Source organism: Cohnella terricola (genome assembly GCF_007786475.1).
Lineage (GTDB): Bacteria > Bacillota > Bacilli > Paenibacillales > Paenibacillaceae > Cohnella > Cohnella terricola.
In genome coordinates this window covers 212,233-230,731 of sequence record NZ_VNJJ01000003.1, presented here as the reverse complement: position 1 = coordinate 230,731, position 18,499 = coordinate 212,233, and the positions used below count along the sequence as shown (strand labels likewise).

The window sequence follows — 18,499 nt, the reverse complement described above, 5'->3', positions numbered from 1 at the left end:
TGGTTAAATACCTGCAGACTTGATTTCGCCGACTACGCGTTCTACCTTTTCGTGATTTCATCCATTAATAAGTACGTTGTTGAGGTGTCATCGCCTTACAGAGCGTTCAACTCGATTTCAAATCCTAAATCTTCAATGATTTGATGATCAGCCGACACTTCTTGACCAACCGTCGTTAAATAATCGCCAACAAACAATGAGTTTGCAGCGTATAAAGACATGGGTTGCAGTGTTCTGAGATTTACCTCGCGGCCGCCAGCTACGCGGATTTCTTTAGAAGGACAAACCAGTCGGAATAAGGCTAGTACCTTTAGGGCTTTTATCGAAGGGGTGCGACCTGCATGCTCTAAAGGAGTTCCCGGTATCGCGTTTAAGAAATTGATCGGGATCGAATCTACATCGAGTTCGCGGAGAGCAAAAGCCATTTCAACGATTTCTTGATGTGTCTCGCCCATGCCGATAATAACGCCGGAGCAAGGAGACATGCCGTGTATCTTTACCTTCTCTACGGTTTCAACTCGCTGATCATAAGTATGGGTCGTGGTTATGGAAGGGTAATTGGCTTTACTAGTATTCAAGTTGTGGTTATACCGATGAACACCGGCTTCGGCAAGTCGTTCGGCTTGATCTTCCTTGAGAATGCCCAGGCATGCGCAAATTTTCAGCGGCATCGTCTCCCGAATTTCTTTAACCGCGTCAACTACTTGATTAAGTTCTTTATCCGTAGGTCCTTTCCCGGCTGCTACGATACAATAAGTTCCGGCCTTGCGAGCCATCGCTTCGCGTGCACCTGCAAGCAGCGTTTCTTTATCGAGCAAAGTATATTTACTGACCGGCGCCGTCGAAACGATCGATTGCGAACAATAACCGCAGTCCTCAGGACAAAGGCCGCTTTTTGCATTAATGATCATGTTCAGCTTCACTTTTTTGCCGTAGAAATGTCTTCTCACCATAAATGCCGCATTCATGATCGAAAGTACTTCATCGTCGTCAGCTTCGAGCACTGCAAGTCCTTCCTGTAAAGTTAGATGTTCTCCGCTCAATGCTTTCTCGGCAAGAGATTGCCAATTTTTATCTATTATATTAGTTTTCAAATTAATCTTCCTCCCATGGTTCGAATTGCTACAGCGTATCGTGATAAGGTGGAATCGCACCGACGCATACAGCCCCGATTGTATCCCCGTGGTACGTTTTAATGTTCTCCATCCACTTTTAATTGTTAACCTAATTTTTAATTTTAGGTTAACAATTAGTTATTTTATCAAATCAATACTTCGATGTAAACAGAGGCGACTTGTATTTGAGGTTCGGGACTCGTCAGAGGAAGGTTGGAATCGCAAGCAATCCTATCAGTTGTTGAAGAGATTCGGGATGCACCAGATCGCCCTGAGCTAGAATTCGTATTCGTTTGTCGCTTTTTGGGATAAAGTTAGTTAAATGAAAACGGCAGCTGTCAGCACATCTTTGCGTCGGCGCGATTCTTAGTGAGTCGGCATAGGCAGAAAGAGTAAATTGATAGGCAACATGCTCCCGTTGGCAGGCGTAAACGTGATCGTCACCGTCTCCACGCTATCCCCTGTCTTATAGAGCATGCACACTTCATTCGGATTGTTCAGAATACTCGTGTTCGTCGCATAAACGGTTTTATTGTTCACATTGAACGCGCCGGCGTAATGTCCCCCGCGAGGGTTTATCCCGATAGCCGTGTGTGGCTGCACTTTACCGAGTTGGATCGTATATACAACGCCATAGTTACCCACGTTGAGAACAGGAGTCCCAGTCGTTTTGTCAATTCCAGAAAGCCTCGTATCCACGAAATTGTCAGCGAGCACCATCCTGCTCTTCACGTCGCCGATCGTCTGATTCACGTACATGACTCGGTTCGCATTCTCAAAAGTTCCTCGAATGTGTTTCTCGTGGCTCGGTAATACTCGCAAAGTTGGCAGAGCAGACGTCAGATCGCGGTCGGCGTTGATCGCGATGACTTTGAAGTCAAGATAATTACTCAATTGGGCGTCCGCGAACATGGAGTAGACGTCTCCTTCTTCTAAGATTTTACTGCTGTATTCTTGGAAAATGAGACGACTCTCACCGGCCGGAATTTGCAAATAAGAGTATTTCGGGTTCAGTAGAGATTCCAGAAACCTTCCGGTAACCGCTTTGCCCACGGTAGAGACGATCCGGTTCGGACCCGCCATGCCCACCGCGCCCAATCGGACGTTTACGGGATCGGCATTGTTGTTCGTAAGGAGTATGTATATTTTCATTGGCGTGGAACGACCGTTCCGATTATGAAGCATAAACCGGACGTTCCCGTTTACGTTATCTTCGTAATAGATGCCTTCCTCAAGCATGGTCTCCGGGCTGTTGGCGCGAATTAGAGTCTGCTCTCGGTCATTGATGGTATACGCCATCATCGGTAATTGCAGCACGGAAGGTCCGTTAATATCGAACTTCTCGCCGATCTCCATATACTTGAGATCGAATTCTTCTTTTGTGTACAACGTTTCGTCCAAAATCATGATCGTTTTGGAGAATTCACCGACCTCTCCATGCGAGTCGGTTACCGTTAACGTAACGGTCTGCTGTCCCGGCACGAAGAAACCGCGGGCATTGTTCTTCCATGCGGCACTGATGATCTGATTCTCGTCATCAGTACTTTGATCGATGTAAGAGATCAACTCTCCCATCCTGTAGATGTCTTTGTCTGTCGCAAAGGAAGCAATCGGAGGTTGATTCGGAGGATGGACCGTAATAGAGACCGTGTAAGGATCGCTCCACGTGCCTCTCTCGTCTTTCACCCAATGGGTAACGGAATATGTGCCGGCCTCATCGAAGATCGCGTCGTTGTTCTCCCAACGTTCTTCCACGATCGCCAACCCGCCCGGATGGTAGGCTTCATTTTTGTATTTAACCTCGGTCTGGGTCGCGTAAGGATTCGTATCGGATACGGAGAATTTCGCGATCGGCGCGTTGGACCATGTCAATACGATCTTCTTCTCCGACGGAAACGACTTTAACGTCATTCCGAAGACTGAAGCTACGGTGCGTATGGGAATCATTAACGTACCTTTGATCGTGTACGGTGCGCCAGTCATTGTCTTCGAAGCTCCGTTAACCGAATACGCGGATTTGCCCGCTTGCATTTTCAGGACGTCTTTCCTGCTGATCAGAGTGTACTGCCTGGTCTTCGCGTCGTAAGCGATCGTGCCGAGTATTGCATTCATGAACGAACTCGCCGCGACGTATGTCACACCTTTGACCGTTGTAAGCGGCTGAGCCGCCGTAAAAGAGTTGTCGTTGTACCACATTTGCGTGGAATTTTGAACTAAAACGATTTTTGCTAGGCCTGTCGACGTTTCCTGAGCAAAAGACGAAGGCGAGTGAAATAATACCATTAGGAGTGAGGATAATAATAGAAGCGGAAAATTCCTTTTCATAGGTTACTCCTTCTATGCTTTTATTGGCGTGCTGTCTCACTTGCCATATGTAATAACGTCAATAAAAGGCAAATGTTTCACAAAATGTTCCTATATAATGAAATTTATTACTAAATCGATATTTAAATGCCATATAACTGAACAGGCTGCCGATTATGCCGGCAGCCTTGCGTTTTTGTAATAATAGTACCCGTTATCGTAAGACCACTATCACAAACTCTACTGATATTTCGTTACTTAGCCTTTAATAGGTTGGCTCGGGAACGGCACTAACCCTTCCTTGGGATTGAACGATGATCATGCCATCTTCACGTTGAGTAGGACCGAATACTCTCCCCGGCATTTGCAGCACAAACGCTCTCTTCGCCGTAATTAAATCTTTCGCCTCCAGCCGGCCATCAGAGTAAGCAATATATAACCCATTTTCGAATGTGTCGAATCGGGCGATAGAGGCCCTTGGAGCTCCCGCAGAGCCATAGTATACGACCGACTTATTGACAAGCTTCGAGCCCGTTATGTTAACTCCATCCGTAAATAATATTCTGTCCGCGTCAGGGCCTCCCGCCCAGTAGTTTTTATAAGAACTGTCCGATCGATAAGAATCTCTCGTGACTTTAGTGGGATCCGCGTCCAACGGATAGGCATAGACAATTCCCGATGCGAATATATACACGCGCCCGGATTCGATCCAGGCTTTGCCGTTTTCTTTGAATTCGACTGTTTTTACAACTTTTCCAGTCAACAGATCGATCGTGTTTAAGGTCGTCTTTTCAAGCTGACTCATCAGGTTTGAAGTTTGTTGCACGAGAATCTGATTTTCATTGACAACTAACGGGCTGCTTTCGTTGAATGCTTCCCAGGCAAGATGACCGTTGCTTTCGTCGAAAGATAGAAGAGTGTCATAGGTGTAAGCACCTGAAAACACCGTACTCACAAGTATTTTCCCGTTAGCGAAAGCAATGTCCTTGAGATCGAATTCATAAGGATAATCGTCCGTCCAAAGTAACGCTCCTGATTTCAAATCAAACGCCCGAACATGCCCGTTATAGACGTACGCCTTGTCCCCATTTACGAATAACCCGACGATACCCGATGTCTTGACATTCGTCGTCCACTTCATCTTCCCGTTCACTGCATCGATGGCATGCAATATCCCGTCTTCGGAAACGGCATATACACCCCCAGCGTGGTACGCAATGGGTGAAACAAGTTTCGACCCGTATGTCCATAATGTCTCACCCGTTTTCGCGCTTATCGCGAGCATATGACCATTTTGGAAGATGTAAACTTGGTTTGCCCCAGTTGCGACCGTTCCCGCATTAATTGTATCCAGATCCTTCGGAACATCTATAGCGACACTCCATTTCGGTTTGACGGTAGCGGTCGTATCGGGGGGCGTCCAGTTCATCCCTTTAAATGACGAATGCGGCGCCTCAGCGAAAACAGACCGAGTCAGAGCCCAGAAAAAGGCTATTACCAACGTAATCAAAAGAATAGGTTTAGTGAGACGGATACTCATGAGATCAACCTTCCACCAATTTTTTACCATATAGTAGATAGACGTACATTCTCTTGAAAAGTTTCCGCCGAAACCCGCTGTTTTTTATTGCCGCACTGCCTCCTGGTATAATCCAGATCGTTAATATCGATAATCGATCATTGGTTGAGTTGTGACATACCGCCTTTGGAATAACGGTCACCCGATGCGACTCCGACGGGGGCGACTTCGTCAAGCCTAGCCAACTCTTCCTTCGACAGAACGATATCCGCCGCGGCTACATTTTCCTCCAGATTCGCAATCCGTCGGGTGCCTGGGATCGGGACGCCACCCTGTGCGATGGTCCAAGCCAATGCTAATTGGGAGGGCTTAACTCCCTTCTCTTTAGCGATGAGGCTGATCGCCTCGACGATACGCATGTTGGTCTCTAAGTTCTTTCCGCTTAGCCGAGGGTCATAGTTACGGAAGTCGGTAGGGTCGAGCTGGTCGGCCTTAAATTGACCGGTCAGGAACCCACGTCCTAGCGGCGAGTAAGGAACAAAACCAATGCCCAACTCGCGCACCGTCTCATACACGCCGTTTGACTCCACACCGCGCTCGAACAGGGAATACTCGGTCTGGACGGCAGTGATAGGGTGAACAGCGTGTGCACGGCGGATTGTGCCGGCTGCTGCCTCGGACAGACCGATGTGACCAATCTTACCGTCAGTGACCAGTTTGCTCATCGCCGTAATGGTTTTCTCGATCGGTACCTTTGGATCGATGCGGTGAAGATAAACGAGGTCGATGTAATCCGTCTTCAACCGGCGAAGTGACCCCTCGATTGCCCTGATGATGTTCTCTGGACTACCGTCTACGACAGCAGTGCCGTCGACGACTTTGGGCTTGCCGTCATCAGTGAAGCCAATTCCGACCTTGGTCGCGATGACTACACGGTCACGAATGCTTGCGAATGCGCGTCCAAGCAACTCTTCGTTGTGAAACGGACCATAAACCTCTGCCGTGTCGAAAAAAGTGATGCCGAGTTCGATTGCACGACGAAGCGTAGCCAAGCTCTCCTCGTCGTTACTCGGGCCATACATTTTACTCATTCCCATGCAGCCCAAGCCTTCTACGCTCACTTTTAAACCCTGTGTACCTAATTCGACTGTTTTCATTATAGTCTTCCTCCATCTATACAAAGTTTTATCGCTTCTAATTTCAATTCTTCAACCGATAGCGCAGCCATAATCCACTATTCTCAAGTTGTTCTACTTTTTCTAAAGTAAACTCGACCTCAGGTCGAAATGGATTGTCGCCATATTCAAAAAGCGAGACTGCGTTGTTAGTCCCTTCTACCATTGGAACTAGGATCAAACTTAATTCATCCACTAAACCTGCACTTAGGAACGAACCATTGATATATCCTCCGCCTTCGAGCATAAATTCGGTGATGTTAAAGTATCGGCTGATTTTATCAAGCGCGAGTTTTAAATCTAACCTATCGGTTTTTCCCGCAAATATATAGGAAACTCCAATTGCCCGAAGATGTTCTAAATATGGATTGCTTACATTTTCGCTTAACACCGTGATGATATGTTGATCTGGGCGCTCTTCATATTCTTCTTCACTTATCGAGCTTCGATTCCACCCTAGTTTACCTGATGGATCAATGGCAATTGCGAATGCTGCAGCATTTTTATCTGCAATAAAGTCTTCACGAGAAACATCAGCATTCGAATAATTTGATAAATCCACTTGCTCTCCATTTGTAAAGTGTTTTTCAAAAGTGACTCGTCCACAAATCCATGCTTTAGGCTTATACTTTTGATGGATATTTTCATACTCTTGTCCAAAGTACTCTGCGCTTGGAGTTTCTAAGTAGTTCCCTTCAACTTTTCCATCTAATGAAGTTGCCATATGACAGATCACTTTGTACTGTCGCATTGATCGTCTCCTATTCTAAAGTTTTTGACATATACATTGATGCGATACCGCACATCTGTATATAATATAAAATGAGAACAGATTGTCAGCAACGATCAAATGCATGCTATTTGTGCCTTATCGCACAAGCGGATTAAGATTGTGCAGTTAATTTAAGAAAGTATGGTGACTACCCTAATGTCAACGATGGATAGAAGAATACTGAAATCTCAAGAAGCAATAAAAAGCTCTTTTATTGAACTTATGCTTGAAAAAAATTTCGATAAAATTACGATTCAGGAAATTTCCGATAAGGCCAATGTCGGGCGAAGAACTTTCTATGACAACTACATGGATAAATATGATCTTCTGGATAAGATAACCGAAGAACATATCAACGAACTGAAGAGACGCTGCGAAGCCGCATCTCATTTGACTTTTAAAGATGCGAATATCACTGTATTTGAATACCTTAAAAGTAATGATTCATTCTTTTCAACGATGTTAGGAAGCAGCGGCGCTCCTTCTTTTCGCAGTCTCTTCCTTGAGTTTGTCATTGAAGAATTACAGGGGGAGGTAGATACAACGCAAGGAATAAATAAAGGATTAAGCAAAGATGTGATTCTAAAATTTCTAGGAACAGCGATCGTTGGAATGATGGAAACGTATTTCACGAAAGAACTACCAGAACCGCCTCATGTGATAGCGGAACAAGTGGGGATTTTGCTGGATAGGAATCTTTAACTATAGGATTGGCTTAAATGAACTGAACTATCCTGCCGTTTAACGAATTACAACTGTGCGAAGACCGGATAGGCATGCATACAGTCAAGTGGTTAATCGCCTACATAGTATAGGATACGCTTGCATGCAAAATCATGAATATCTTCTGCCAGGAGTGATGATATGGCCCATATGGAAAATAAAGGACCCATGAGACAAGCGCCGCAGTCTCCTCCTCCCACATTCATCCCGCCGAAACCCGCTGTTTCTTATATCGTAGATTGCTTGCACCAATACACCTATGTTTGGCTTAGGTCTGGCGAGAACTTCTGGTTTTATCCGACATCTGTCGATATGGACGGCGTTGCAGGGTATAGATGGAGCGGATCATACTGGTACTTTTATGGTATCGATCCACGATTCATCGATGCCTCATCATGTCCTCCGATTCCTACCCTTTACTGAGCATTAAAAACAGAGTGCGATGGTTCTGTTCACCACCGCACTCTGTTAGTGAAATACTTCACATCTTCTATTACTTTGCTGCCACTGGCCGGGCTACCCGACCGCCGCCTAGTTTAAACACAAGAATACCGCCGACAATGACGAGCACGCCGATCAACTGCTTGAATGTAAAAGGAACCTGCGTCAGCCCTAACCAACCGAGCGAATCCCATAACAGCGCAAACGCAAGCTGCGAGGTGAGAACGATCGAGACGGCATACATGGGGCCAAGCCGCTTAATCCCCTGTACCATGCACACAACCACCCCAACGCCTATCAAACCGCTGAACCAGTACCAAGTCTGCATGGTCTGCAACGCAAACAGCTGCTTCCCTTCGATAAGAAACCCGATCGTCATGGAAGCCAGAAATCCCAATCCTAATACCAGTGTAGTCGTTGCCCAAGTTCCTGCCCGTTCATTTAACTTGCTGTTGAAAATATTTTGCAAGCCGACCAGCGATCCCGCCAGAAGTGCCAATAAAATGCCTAAAACCATGATCTCTCCTCTTCCTTTTGTTGATGCATGCGTAAATATGACTCGACTTCAAAATCTAATTTAGAACCGTAGGATTGCCACGCCGGCGATCATCATCGCGATGCCGATGTATTGCGGCAGCCCCATCTTCGTCTTGGCCACCCCGAACCATCCGTTCCGATCGACGAGAAAGGTCAAGCCCAACTGGGCAATCAGCACAAAAGCGATCGTTAACGTAACCCCGATGTGCTGAATCGACGTGACGTTGCTGGAAATGACGATAGCCGCGAAAGCGCCGCCCGTCAAATAGATCGGCTTCACTTCTTTAAACTTTTGCCATTTGCCATCTAGGACAAACAGCAAGATCAACAAAGCCGCCGTGAACCCGGTAAACTGGGTGATCGTCGCTGCCTGCCAGGTGCCGATATCTTGGCCGATTCGAGCATTCGCTACACCCTGCAATGTAATAAAGGCCCCGGCTAGAAACGCAAATAAAATCCCAATCATGTTCCCACTCCCCAATAAAACTCTTTTCTTTCATTAAAAAATAAAACCGGCCCTATTGGGAAGGACATATGTCCTTTAAGCTCCATGAATGAAATAACTATATGAATAGTTCTCTTTTAAGTCCGATAATTGAAAATGTAGTTGCACTATATTCTTTGTCCCCAGAAATTTTAATTATTTTGTTAAAACCATTATTGTTCCAAAAGCGAAGCCCTTTCCAGTTCTTTAAATGGACACCTAACCCCATTGATTTCCATCCCGATTTCATACATTCATCGCAGATGGATTGGATAGCTTCTTGACCGAAGGAGCTTCCCTGAGTTTCTCTATCAATTAAAAAAATACTTATCCAAACTGTTTCATTATCCGGATAACCATGATATAAATCAAAAAATCCGATTATCTTCCCATCTTTGTTTTGAATAACCATAAAATAATAATTAGCGATGTGAGCATTTTTAATTGGAGGCAGATCACCATTAATCATACAATTTTCTATATATCCTTCCGGGAATCCCTCCCCCTCTAGATCAATTTTATCTTGCCATGAAGCACAAATCCGATTCAAATCTTCAATATCTTCAGTTACAGCCCTACGGATGTTAAGGCTATTCGTGTTCCAACTTTCGGAAATTTTCATTTTTTTACCTCCAGATGTGGGGGATCGCACCGTTTTGTAAAAGCTGAATTGCAATAATCAGATTGCACCTTCATAATTGGGGAAAAAGTAGGATTCAAGGAGCAGACATTAGAATGATAACTCGCGAAAAACTCGAACATAATCAGATTTGGGTTTATGTTGCTACATTAGTTGTAGCTGCCGGCCTCGGATTATTTTACCCTGAACTTATGACAACGTTTGATCATCACATACTCATCTCAATTGTGATCTCGATCTTGATGTTTGGAATGTTTACTCAGATTCCTTTTATGTCTATAAAAGAAGCATTCGGAAATCGACGGTTTATCTGGGCAATTCTAACCACAAATTATATCGCCGTGCCAATTGTCGTCTGGTTGCTTTCTCAATTTTTACCCCAACAATCACCTGTTTTACTTGGTGTGTATCTTGTTTTATTGACGCCCTGTATAGACTATGTCATCGTATTCACTCATCTTGGCCGTGGAAATGAGAAATTGATGCTCCTATCGACGCCTATTCTGTTTGTGACACAAATGCTGCTATTGCCAATATATTTATGGATTTTCATGGGTAAGATGGCGTCAGAAATCGTAAGTCCAGGCCCATTTGTTGAAGCATTCCTTATCATCATCGTTTTACCGCTTCTGCTGGCTATCGTCTTACAATTTGTATCGAGGAAAAATCGTAATGGCGGTCAACTACTATTAGAAGTATCCGCATGGATTCCTGTCCCGTTGATGGCACTTACCCTCTTTGTTGTTGTATCATCTCAAATTGGGAAGCTAACCGATTACTGGGGAATTCTAATTAAAGTGATTCCTGTTTATATCACATTCATGCTCTTAATGCCATTAATTACCCGTTATATCGTAAAATGGTTTCGACTAGACATCAAATCGGGTCGAGCTGTTATTTTTAGTGCGGGGACGCGTAACTCCCTTGTGGTCCTTCCCCTCGCCTTAGCTTTGCCTGACAATTGGAGTACACTAGTTGCAGCTATTATTGTAACACAAACGATTGTTGAGCTTGCGGGAGAACTCATTTATGTACGTCTTATTCCTAATGTGATTTTACGAGACAAAGTGAATGAAGCAAGCTCTGAATAAACTTGCATCGATAAAACATAAAAACCGCGCTAGGCGCGGCCTCTAAAGATTTAGAACGTATTATATACATTTTCACATTCTTCCGCAGTCGGTTCATAAAAACAGTGCTTCTTCCATCGTCCTGCGAACGGCTGATCATACCAAGTTGGCGGACAGGGTCCGGGATTTTCGAACGTTCCTGGCCTGAAATACCAAAGGGAGAATTTGGCTGGCCAATTCCGCTCCCCATTCACAGAACGTTGCGCAAGACGGCGTTCCCTATCTCTTGCGCCTTGATAGAACATGCCATGTTGCAATGCTTCGAACGCATGCGCCTGATAGATCATTTGGGGAATTGTCCGGAGTCCTTTAAAATCGGAGCAATTCGCTCTTACCCGGTTAATGCCAACATTTCCAACAAGGAGCATGCCCTGCTCGCCTTCAGTCTCAGCTTCAGCTCGAAGCAACCTTGCCAGCATATCGATATCCTGTTTTCTGGCTTTTACGACTGCCATTGGCTCACCTCTTTTGCTTTCTAGACTCATCATATTGTAGGCGAAGCGGATGTGTTACTCTAACAAAACATTACAGTTGTCTTTTGCTCTACTTCTTATTCATCATTTTTAAGTTCAAATAAGTCCGATTAATGTTCCCCCAACCGCCCCTGTGATCACGACAACCCAGGGCGGCAACTTCCAAAAGATAAGCATCAAAAACAGAATCGAAGCCAACGCGAAATCCGCTGGAGCTAAAATAGCCGTTATCCATAACGGGTTATACAAAGCAGCTAACAAGATGCCGACAACCGCTGCATTTATCCCGACTAGCGCCCCCTGTACTTTAGGACTTTTTCGCAAGGAATTCCAAAAGGGTAGCGATCCAACGATTAAAAGAAAAGCAGGCAGAAATATAGCCGTGGTAGCAACCAAAGTTCCTTTAACCCCGTTAATCATCGCGCCTAAATATCCAGCAAAAGTGAATAACGGTCCCGGCACGGCTTGTGCTGCACCGTACCCGGCCAAAAAGTCCGCTTTGCTAATCCAGCCCGTCGGTACGACTTCCCGTTCAAGCAATGGAAGAACGACATGTCCACCGCCAAAAACTAGCGAACCCGCCCTATAGAAGCTATCGAACAAGGGTAACCAGCCTGAAACACCAAATTGTCGCAACAAAGGCAATACGATCAAAAGACCAAAGAATAGCGACAAACAGATGATGGCAAAGCTGCGACTAATCGGAATGGACAGATTCGGCGCGGCTGGAATGGCCGTTTTTCTGTATAAAATGACTCCGACTATACCCGCGAGCACGATAATCAGCACCTGACTAACCGCTGTCTGCCACAAAAGAGTAGCGGACGTTGCAATAATAGCGATTGTCGCCCTGTTTCGGTCAGGAGTCAGCTTTTGTCCCATGCCAACAATGGCTTGAGCGACAATGGCCACAGCGACGATCTTAAGTCCGTGGATCCAGCCTGCGCTACCGATATCAAATCCCTGTAAAAGAAAAGCGAACAGAACCAGCGCGATCACCGATGGCAGCGTAAAGCCGAGCCAAGCAATCAGCCCGCCGAGCAACCCGCCACGAATGACGCCAATTCCAATTCCGACTTGACTGCTTGCCGGCCCAGGCAAAAACTGACACAGCGCGACCAGATCGGCATAACTTCGTTCGTCCATCCATTTGCGGCGGCGTATGTATTCATGATGAAAATAACCAAGATGAGCAATGGGGCCGCCGAACGAGGTAAACCCCAGTTTGGTCGATACAAATAATACTTCAAGAAGAACCTTAAGCTTGCTTTTAGGTACATGCTCTATTGCAGTTCCATTGCTATCCACGATCAAATACTCCTTTACGGATCGACGAGGTGAATATCGTTTTCGATAGTTGCACCTGTTATTATACGAAAAATTTATTAACGCCATTTAAAATCACTTTACTTGAATCAAGAATCCCAACCGGCGATGGTTGGGATTCTCTTTATTACTTGCTATTAGGAACGAAATAAAGGCTAACGCTATATCGACTATCCTCACTTAATTTGATTAACATGCCATAGTCCGGGAAAATATAAGAGAGCATTTGCAATCGGATGTTTTGCGCGTTCACTGGTAAGATGTATTTGTCAGGGTCCAATTGAATATCGAATGAAATGGCTTTCCCTTTTCCATAGAGTCTGCTCCATTCCTCCTTCAATACATAACCACGATCTACGCCTTCATTCCGTATTGGCATACCATCCATAACATTTACAACCGCAAGGCGACCATCAATAAAATTGAGGCTGAAGTTGTTATAAACATTTATGTCATGACTACTTATAAAGTACGTGTTGTACCCGTTCAGTTTATCTTCTTCACTTACTCTGTTCCATTTCCCTTCCGTTAAAGTGAATATGTTAAACATGATGTTATGATCTTTGGAAAAAATGTATTGACCATCAAAATGGTTTTTCACTTCATCTTCTGTTATATCGGGAGTGAAAAAATAAATAGAATGATTATTCGTAAAGGCGGCTGCGAATCCAAGATGTTCTGTTAATTCGGCTAGCGGCACATAGACCGTTCCTTTAAAGGTTATTGATTTCTTTTTATCCGCTTGAACCGTATGCGTCCCGCGCGATACTTGCCAGCCGTTCGCATTGTCAACGACTGTTGCACCTGCGGCTGCGGCAAATTCCCGGAGTGGAACGTACCATTCCGATTTGATATCACTGGTTGCCATACGGAAGGGACCTTGCCCGGAATAAGTCATCGGTTTTCCGTCAATTACGATTGCGAATGGGTCCTCCGGGTTCAGCAGTTCGCTGTAATTTCCATCGTAAGCAAACTTGCTCTTACTAAAAGTAAAATAACCACTAGGTCTCGGCATATGAGATTCAAGTGTAGTTATTCCGCTTGGGATGTGTAGGTATCGTTTAAGAGGCTTTTCAGAATAAAAACTTATGTTTACGATCTCATCTGTTACCCACTCATAATTATTCTCGACTTCATATTTTTCAAGCGGAGGCAGCTTGTATAGCACTTTAACCGTCGCCAAGTCGACTACGGTAGTCGTAAATTTCTTTACTGCTTTTTTCGTCTTGGGATCGATCTCCTTCTCCGAAAAGATCATGTACTTGTTATTTGGGGAGAAGCTTATGCTTGGTTGGTAGTACCCGTTCCCTGAGCTAATTGGTACGATCTTGTTTCCTTTATAATACCCAATCATCCTATTTTTCGTAGATGGATCCGTATACGAGACATACTTAATCGCTCCTACTTGTTTAACCCAGTGTATACCCGGATTCTCCTTGGGCTGGTGCAGCTCCACTTTGCGCCCATCTGCAAAAAGCTCATACACTTTTGCATGATACGGAATGCGCGTAGCAGTGTCTGTCACAATAAACAATGAATCAATTTCTTTTGGAGTTGTCTGAGCCTTTGTAAACTCTTGTATAATCATTGAATTGGAGGCCGGCTCCCGGTCAAATTTACCATTATTTATTTTATGCCACGAGCTTGGCCGAGGTTGATTGGCTACTTTGGCGATTTCACGATTCGTTTCCAGCGAAAAGACGACAATCGTCTTGAGGGACAACGAATCATTGTTCAGCTTATCCGCAGGCGTAAACGTATATCCTTTGAAGTCCGGATACAGTCTGACGCTATACTTACTAGTGCTTGTAAACTTATTAACAACGGACAGCTTGCGTGTGGCTAGATTAAATTCCATCACTCGGAACTCTACCGCACCAGGCTTTTTTCCGGATACAAGCATTTGATGTTGATCTATCCATACGGAGACGGTTCCTTTTTTCAATTGAATGATATTCCCTTCTTGCCTGCCTCCTGTATCCAGATTTTTGGCCGCACTGCTATAGTTAAGTTCCGTATCCTCATCGATCGCAATGGCATATTGAGGTTGTGGAAGACGCTCCTCATTGAATTTTCCGGTTGAATAATCATAAGTATTAACAAAAACCGTTGGAATCGCTAAAGTATGCTCATTGTTAAGTAGGTATTCATAGGTTATTGTTGTGCTGATTTTCGTATCCCGCTCCCGCGCTTCCGCTTCATGAGCAAATACGTGCAGGAAGATTACACCAAATACGAGTGAGAGTAGATTTTTCACGATAAAAGAATAGCGATTTGATTTACGTACGTCGTGACAAATCTGATTAGCTGCCATCATTTATGAACCTCCATGAAGTAAATTAGTTTCATGTTACATTGCGAGGGAATTTTTATCAATGTTTGGCAAAGCTTTCATGTTGGGGGCAGAACATACGTTTGCTTTCGAGACAAGACTGTGGTATCATTCTTCCGAAACCATTCGATTAGGAGTGAGTCCGTTGCCGTTAAACCCTTATTTGAATTTTGACGGAAATACCCGAGAAGTCGTTCAGTTTTACGCGCAGACGTTCGGACTCGAGGAACCGCACATGCAGACTTTCGGGTCGATGCATTCCGAAGCGGAACTGCCGCCGGGAGCGGCAGACCGGATTATGCACACGTTCCTGAACATCGGCGGTAGCACTCTGATGTTTTCCGACACGTTCCCTGGGATGCCCTTCCAGCATGGCGTCAACAACTTTTCGCTCGCGCTCGTGCTGAGCGACGAGAATGCACTTCGTGACGCTTTCGGCAAGCTGAAAGAAGGCGGAACGGTTCTTATGGAACTACAGGAAGTGCCTTGGAGCAAAGTGTACGGCAGTCTGACGGACAAATACGGCGTTTCTTGGCAGTTCAGCATGGAGAGCTGAGCTCACCTCGGCAGCATTCGCCCTTAACAGCGCAAGCCACGTCCAATCGGACGTGGCTTGATTTATCTGCTCAATTACCGAACGTGCAGCAATAAATACCTCGTATGCTTATCCCAGCCAAGATCAAACGGAACGCGGAATCTATCCGTCGTATGGCAATTGACGAGCGGATAGCCATTATCGTCAAAACCGACGATAACCGCGAAATGATCCACGTCTCCTTTTTTTAATTCGTATGCGATCAGATCCCCAGGCTGCAGATCCCTGATGCTGCCCTGCGGATGCCCTTCCTTCGGTTTCATGATATGATCGAATACTCCGCTGTCCACCAGTCGAGCATATCCGGAGTACAACAGGTAATTTTTGAGACCGTCGGTTCGGACCCATGCAGCGCTTCCTCCCGCCAGGCTCGCAAACCACCTGCCGCTCATCGGTAATCCTCCGCCCTCTTCAGGGTCGCCGAGTACCTGCGATACGAAATTTGTGCAGTCTCCGCCTATGCCTGTATAATCTCTATATTTGGGATTATATCGATTATTGTTGCCCGCTCCCCAAGCTAAGCCTGCGTATTTATTCGCATACTGAACAGCCTTTATGCGGTCATATTTGATTTTCGATGATGTTCCGGTTGTAAGGTGGTCAGCTTCATCCCGTAAGGAGTGTTCTTCACCGATTTCAGGAAATTGATGTTCATGGTTGGCAATCAATTGGGGATTTTCATCTAGCGGATCCAAGTACCATTCACGGAGGATATGCCACTTGTTGTTATCCGTTTGAACCAGAGTAACGATATGGCGCGTTCCAAGGCCAAAGGTTTGAGGTTGTAAAATCTTATTTAAGTAATAGTATTCAAGCTTCTCGCGATGAACCAAAACAACATTTGCCGTATTTTTTGTAACTTTCTGCCGTACAATTCGAACTTCGCTTTTACTGTCAGTAAATTTTATATTCCTTTTGCTGGCCCACGCCGACAGGTACCGGTGCCGGTTAAGCTCATGCTGTCGTGCGATTCTGCTTGATTTTTCCGATATATTATAGTAATTATCCAGAATATCCGGTTTCCCATGTACGAGAAATTGCGTTCGGTCCTGAAAGACCTGGTTCAGAAATAACGATATTTCTTGGCTTTCGGTAGATGCCGCTTTTCCTCCGCCATTCATCGGTAAAATGGCGATAAGCGATACAAGGACGGCCTGGTACCACATAAGTATGTAAAAACTCCTTCCTTAAAGCTTTAACATTTGGAGCGGGACCCCCATTTTCCCCGATTATTGTAATCTCTCCATGCTGATTTTATGCAACGACATTGCGTAATGCCATTCCGAATTAGTCGAAGATGGAATACGTTCCTCCATCCCTGCCACAGCGCATTTTAAAATACAGTCCGAAAAATACGCCATACATCAGCATACCTGGCAGCCAGGCTATCCAACGAAAACGAGTATCTCCAGCCAGATCAAATACAGAATGAAGGCCAAATACGGCGAAAACGGCCAGTACAAAAACGGACGTATCCTGAACAATCGACAGCGATCGTGCCCAAGCAAATCTAAATATTCTCAGATGGAACAGGTTCCATAATACCGCAATCAATTCCATAGAGATAATGGCAATGGAAATGCCTGCATATCCGAAACCGGGGATCGCCACGCAAATATAAATAAGGACTGCATTAATCGCAATCCCGAGCATTAATCCTATAAATGGAGGCGATTTGTGGTTTTTGGCCCATAATAAACTGGTTGAAATCTCTCGAATGCCGACAAGTAATGGCAGTATCGCCAGATACCGAACAGGTAGGATAGCTTCTGTTGAACCGAAGATGATCATGGATAACTCCGGAGCAAATATATAAAGAAATGTACCGGAAGACAACCCCCATATCCATCCTATTTTGAAGGCGGCGAGTAATCGACGGCGAAAAAAATCAATACGGCCGGCTTGCCAATCTTCGGCCATTCGTATCGTTATCGTATGGGATAACGCTGCCGTGAAGATGGTAGGTACGTATGCTAGCACAACAGCCATTCCGGTCATTACGCCATATATTTCGATCGCCTCGGCTGCGGAATAGCCGGCTGCATGTAACCGCTTCGGAATGAGGATCATATCGGTAAAATCCGATACAGGTATAAGCAACCGGGTTACGGTAATGGCCATCGATGTTTTTAACAAAGCCATAAATGCGGGAGCAAGTCGGGTATTGCCGGACAAAGTTATTGGTTCATGTTCCCGAGCATCTCGAACGACAACGGCGAGGAACATGATGGCGAATATCGCTCCGATAGGTGTGCCAACGATACTCCCTCCTACAGCTGTCGCAATGCTTCCGGTTAATAAAACCGGAACTACCACGATGAGAGCGGCAACACGGACGAATTGTTCCAAGATTTCAGACCATGCAATCGATCGAAACCTTTCCAGCCCCTGTATATAACCTCTTGCCAGGCTAAGTATCGGTACGATTATTAACGCTGGCGCCAAACAACGAATAGCGAACCCCAGATTAGGATACCCAAGCACATTAGCAATTTCGTTTGAAAATCGAAATGCACACAAGCAAATGATCAATGTCATTAGGGCCAATATCGCGGACACCCATTTGAATAATCGCCATCCGGTTCTAGCATCACGGGCTGTCGTTAATGCAAGGGCAGTTGGTAAGCCTCCTGGGATAATGGCCAGTAGCAATCCATAGAACGAATAAGCCGCCTGATACAAACCTACCCCTTCAGCTCCAATCCATCGCGTCAATGCAACGCGACCAATCAAGCCCATTATTTTGACAAAAAACATCGCATTAAATCGGAATAAAGCCGGCTTCAAGTACCCCACCCCATTACCTTCTACCTGCGACACTTGTCCATTCATATGACAATATTGCGCCTTATATGTAAGGGGTACCGAAGCAATTTGATACAATAATTTATCCGATCCCTATCATTAACATCCTTCCGAATCCGGCTTCGAAA

16 protein-coding genes are annotated in these 18,499 nt (G+C 45.1%); 3 read left to right on the top strand and 13 right to left on the bottom strand.

The features are described 5' to 3' along the window. Positions 1–95: 95 nt before the first annotated feature. The 5 genes from bioB to FPZ45_RS06700 all read right to left on the bottom strand — a co-directional run bounded on the left by bioB (position 96) and on the right by FPZ45_RS06700 (position 6,864). Positions 96–1,094 carry a biotin synthase BioB gene (bioB, locus tag FPZ45_RS06720; protein WP_144699714.1) on the bottom strand — a complete coding sequence of 333 codons (999 nt, stop codon included), beginning with the start codon at positions 1,092–1,094 and terminating at the stop codon, positions 96–98. 387 nt (positions 1,095–1,481) lie between these two features. Beyond that, the gene (locus FPZ45_RS06715; protein WP_281284888.1) at positions 1,482–3,311 is read right to left on the bottom strand and encodes a copper amine oxidase N-terminal domain-containing protein; all 1,830 of its coding nucleotides are present in this window, start codon (positions 3,309–3,311) and stop codon (positions 1,482–1,484) included. 373 nt (positions 3,312–3,684) lie between these two features. Continuing rightward, positions 3,685–4,848 (bottom strand): outer membrane protein assembly factor BamB family protein, encoded by a 1,164-nt coding sequence (locus FPZ45_RS06710; RefSeq protein WP_186438261.1) that lies wholly within the window; start codon positions 4,846–4,848, stop codon positions 3,685–3,687. A gap of 248 nt (positions 4,849–5,096) precedes the next feature. Further along, positions 5,097–6,095 carry an aldo/keto reductase gene (locus tag FPZ45_RS06705; protein ID WP_144699708.1) on the bottom strand — a complete coding sequence of 333 codons (999 nt, stop codon included), beginning with the start codon at positions 6,093–6,095 and terminating at the stop codon, positions 5,097–5,099. Positions 6,096–6,138: 43 nt separating this feature from the next. Further along, complete coding sequence (locus tag FPZ45_RS06700) at positions 6,139–6,864, bottom strand: dihydrofolate reductase family protein (protein ID WP_144699706.1); 726 nt, start codon at positions 6,862–6,864, stop codon at positions 6,139–6,141. Between the two features lie 177 nt (positions 6,865–7,041). Between FPZ45_RS06700 and FPZ45_RS06695 the strand changes: the two genes are divergently transcribed. Next, entirely contained in the window at positions 7,042–7,587 is a 546-nt protein-coding gene (locus FPZ45_RS06695; RefSeq protein WP_144699704.1) for a TetR/AcrR family transcriptional regulator, read from the top strand. 514 nt (positions 7,588–8,101) lie between these two features. Here FPZ45_RS06695 and FPZ45_RS06685 read toward each other — a convergent pair. The 3 genes from FPZ45_RS06685 to FPZ45_RS06675 form a co-directional block, all read right to left on the bottom strand. Beyond that, positions 8,102–8,566, bottom strand: a complete 465-nt coding sequence (locus FPZ45_RS06685; protein ID WP_144699702.1) for a DMT family transporter — start codon at positions 8,564–8,566, stop codon at positions 8,102–8,104. Between the two features lie 60 nt (positions 8,567–8,626). After that, positions 8,627–9,052, bottom strand: coding sequence for a DMT family transporter (locus tag FPZ45_RS06680; RefSeq protein ID WP_144699700.1), 426 nt, complete (start codon positions 9,050–9,052; stop codon positions 8,627–8,629). Between the two features lie 97 nt (positions 9,053–9,149). Beyond that, positions 9,150–9,692: a GNAT family N-acetyltransferase gene (locus FPZ45_RS06675; RefSeq protein WP_144699698.1), complete on the bottom strand. Its 543-nt coding sequence runs from the start codon at positions 9,690–9,692 to the stop codon at positions 9,150–9,152. A 113-nt stretch (positions 9,693–9,805) separates the two neighbouring features. On the opposite strand from FPZ45_RS06675, the gene FPZ45_RS06670 reads away from it, so the two are divergent. Continuing rightward, complete coding sequence (locus tag FPZ45_RS06670) at positions 9,806–10,801, top strand: arsenic resistance protein (RefSeq protein WP_144699696.1); 996 nt, start codon at positions 9,806–9,808, stop codon at positions 10,799–10,801. A gap of 50 nt (positions 10,802–10,851) precedes the next feature. Here FPZ45_RS06670 and FPZ45_RS06665 read toward each other — a convergent pair whose 3' ends face one another. The 3 genes from FPZ45_RS06665 to FPZ45_RS06655 all read right to left on the bottom strand — a co-directional run bounded on the left by FPZ45_RS06665 (position 10,852) and on the right by FPZ45_RS06655 (position 14,956). Next, positions 10,852–11,295 (bottom strand): cell wall hydrolase, encoded by a 444-nt coding sequence (locus tag FPZ45_RS06665; protein ID WP_144699694.1) that lies wholly within the window; start codon positions 11,293–11,295, stop codon positions 10,852–10,854. A gap of 114 nt (positions 11,296–11,409) precedes the next feature. Continuing rightward, positions 11,410–12,621 carry a chromate transporter gene (locus FPZ45_RS06660; protein ID WP_246120345.1) on the bottom strand — a complete coding sequence of 404 codons (1,212 nt, stop codon included), beginning with the start codon at positions 12,619–12,621 and terminating at the stop codon, positions 11,410–11,412. Positions 12,622–12,766: 145 nt separating this feature from the next. Next, positions 12,767–14,956 (bottom strand): hypothetical protein, encoded by a 2,190-nt coding sequence (locus tag FPZ45_RS06655; RefSeq protein WP_144699690.1) that lies wholly within the window; start codon positions 14,954–14,956, stop codon positions 12,767–12,769. 160 nt (positions 14,957–15,116) lie between these two features. Here FPZ45_RS06655 and FPZ45_RS06650 point away from each other — a divergent pair, with 160 nt between their 5' ends. After that, positions 15,117–15,527, top strand: coding sequence for a VOC family protein (locus tag FPZ45_RS06650; RefSeq protein ID WP_144700080.1), 411 nt, complete (start codon positions 15,117–15,119; stop codon positions 15,525–15,527). A 74-nt stretch (positions 15,528–15,601) separates the two neighbouring features. Here FPZ45_RS06650 and FPZ45_RS06645 read toward each other — a convergent pair whose 3' ends face one another. Continuing rightward, positions 15,602–16,732: an amidase domain-containing protein gene (locus tag FPZ45_RS06645; RefSeq protein ID WP_246120344.1), complete on the bottom strand. Its 1,131-nt coding sequence runs from the start codon at positions 16,730–16,732 to the stop codon at positions 15,602–15,604. 121 nt (positions 16,733–16,853) lie between these two features. Further along, complete coding sequence (locus FPZ45_RS06640; protein ID WP_144699688.1) at positions 16,854–18,398, bottom strand: oligosaccharide flippase family protein; 1,545 nt, start codon at positions 18,396–18,398, stop codon at positions 16,854–16,856. Between the last annotated feature and the right edge of the window lie 101 nt (positions 18,399–18,499).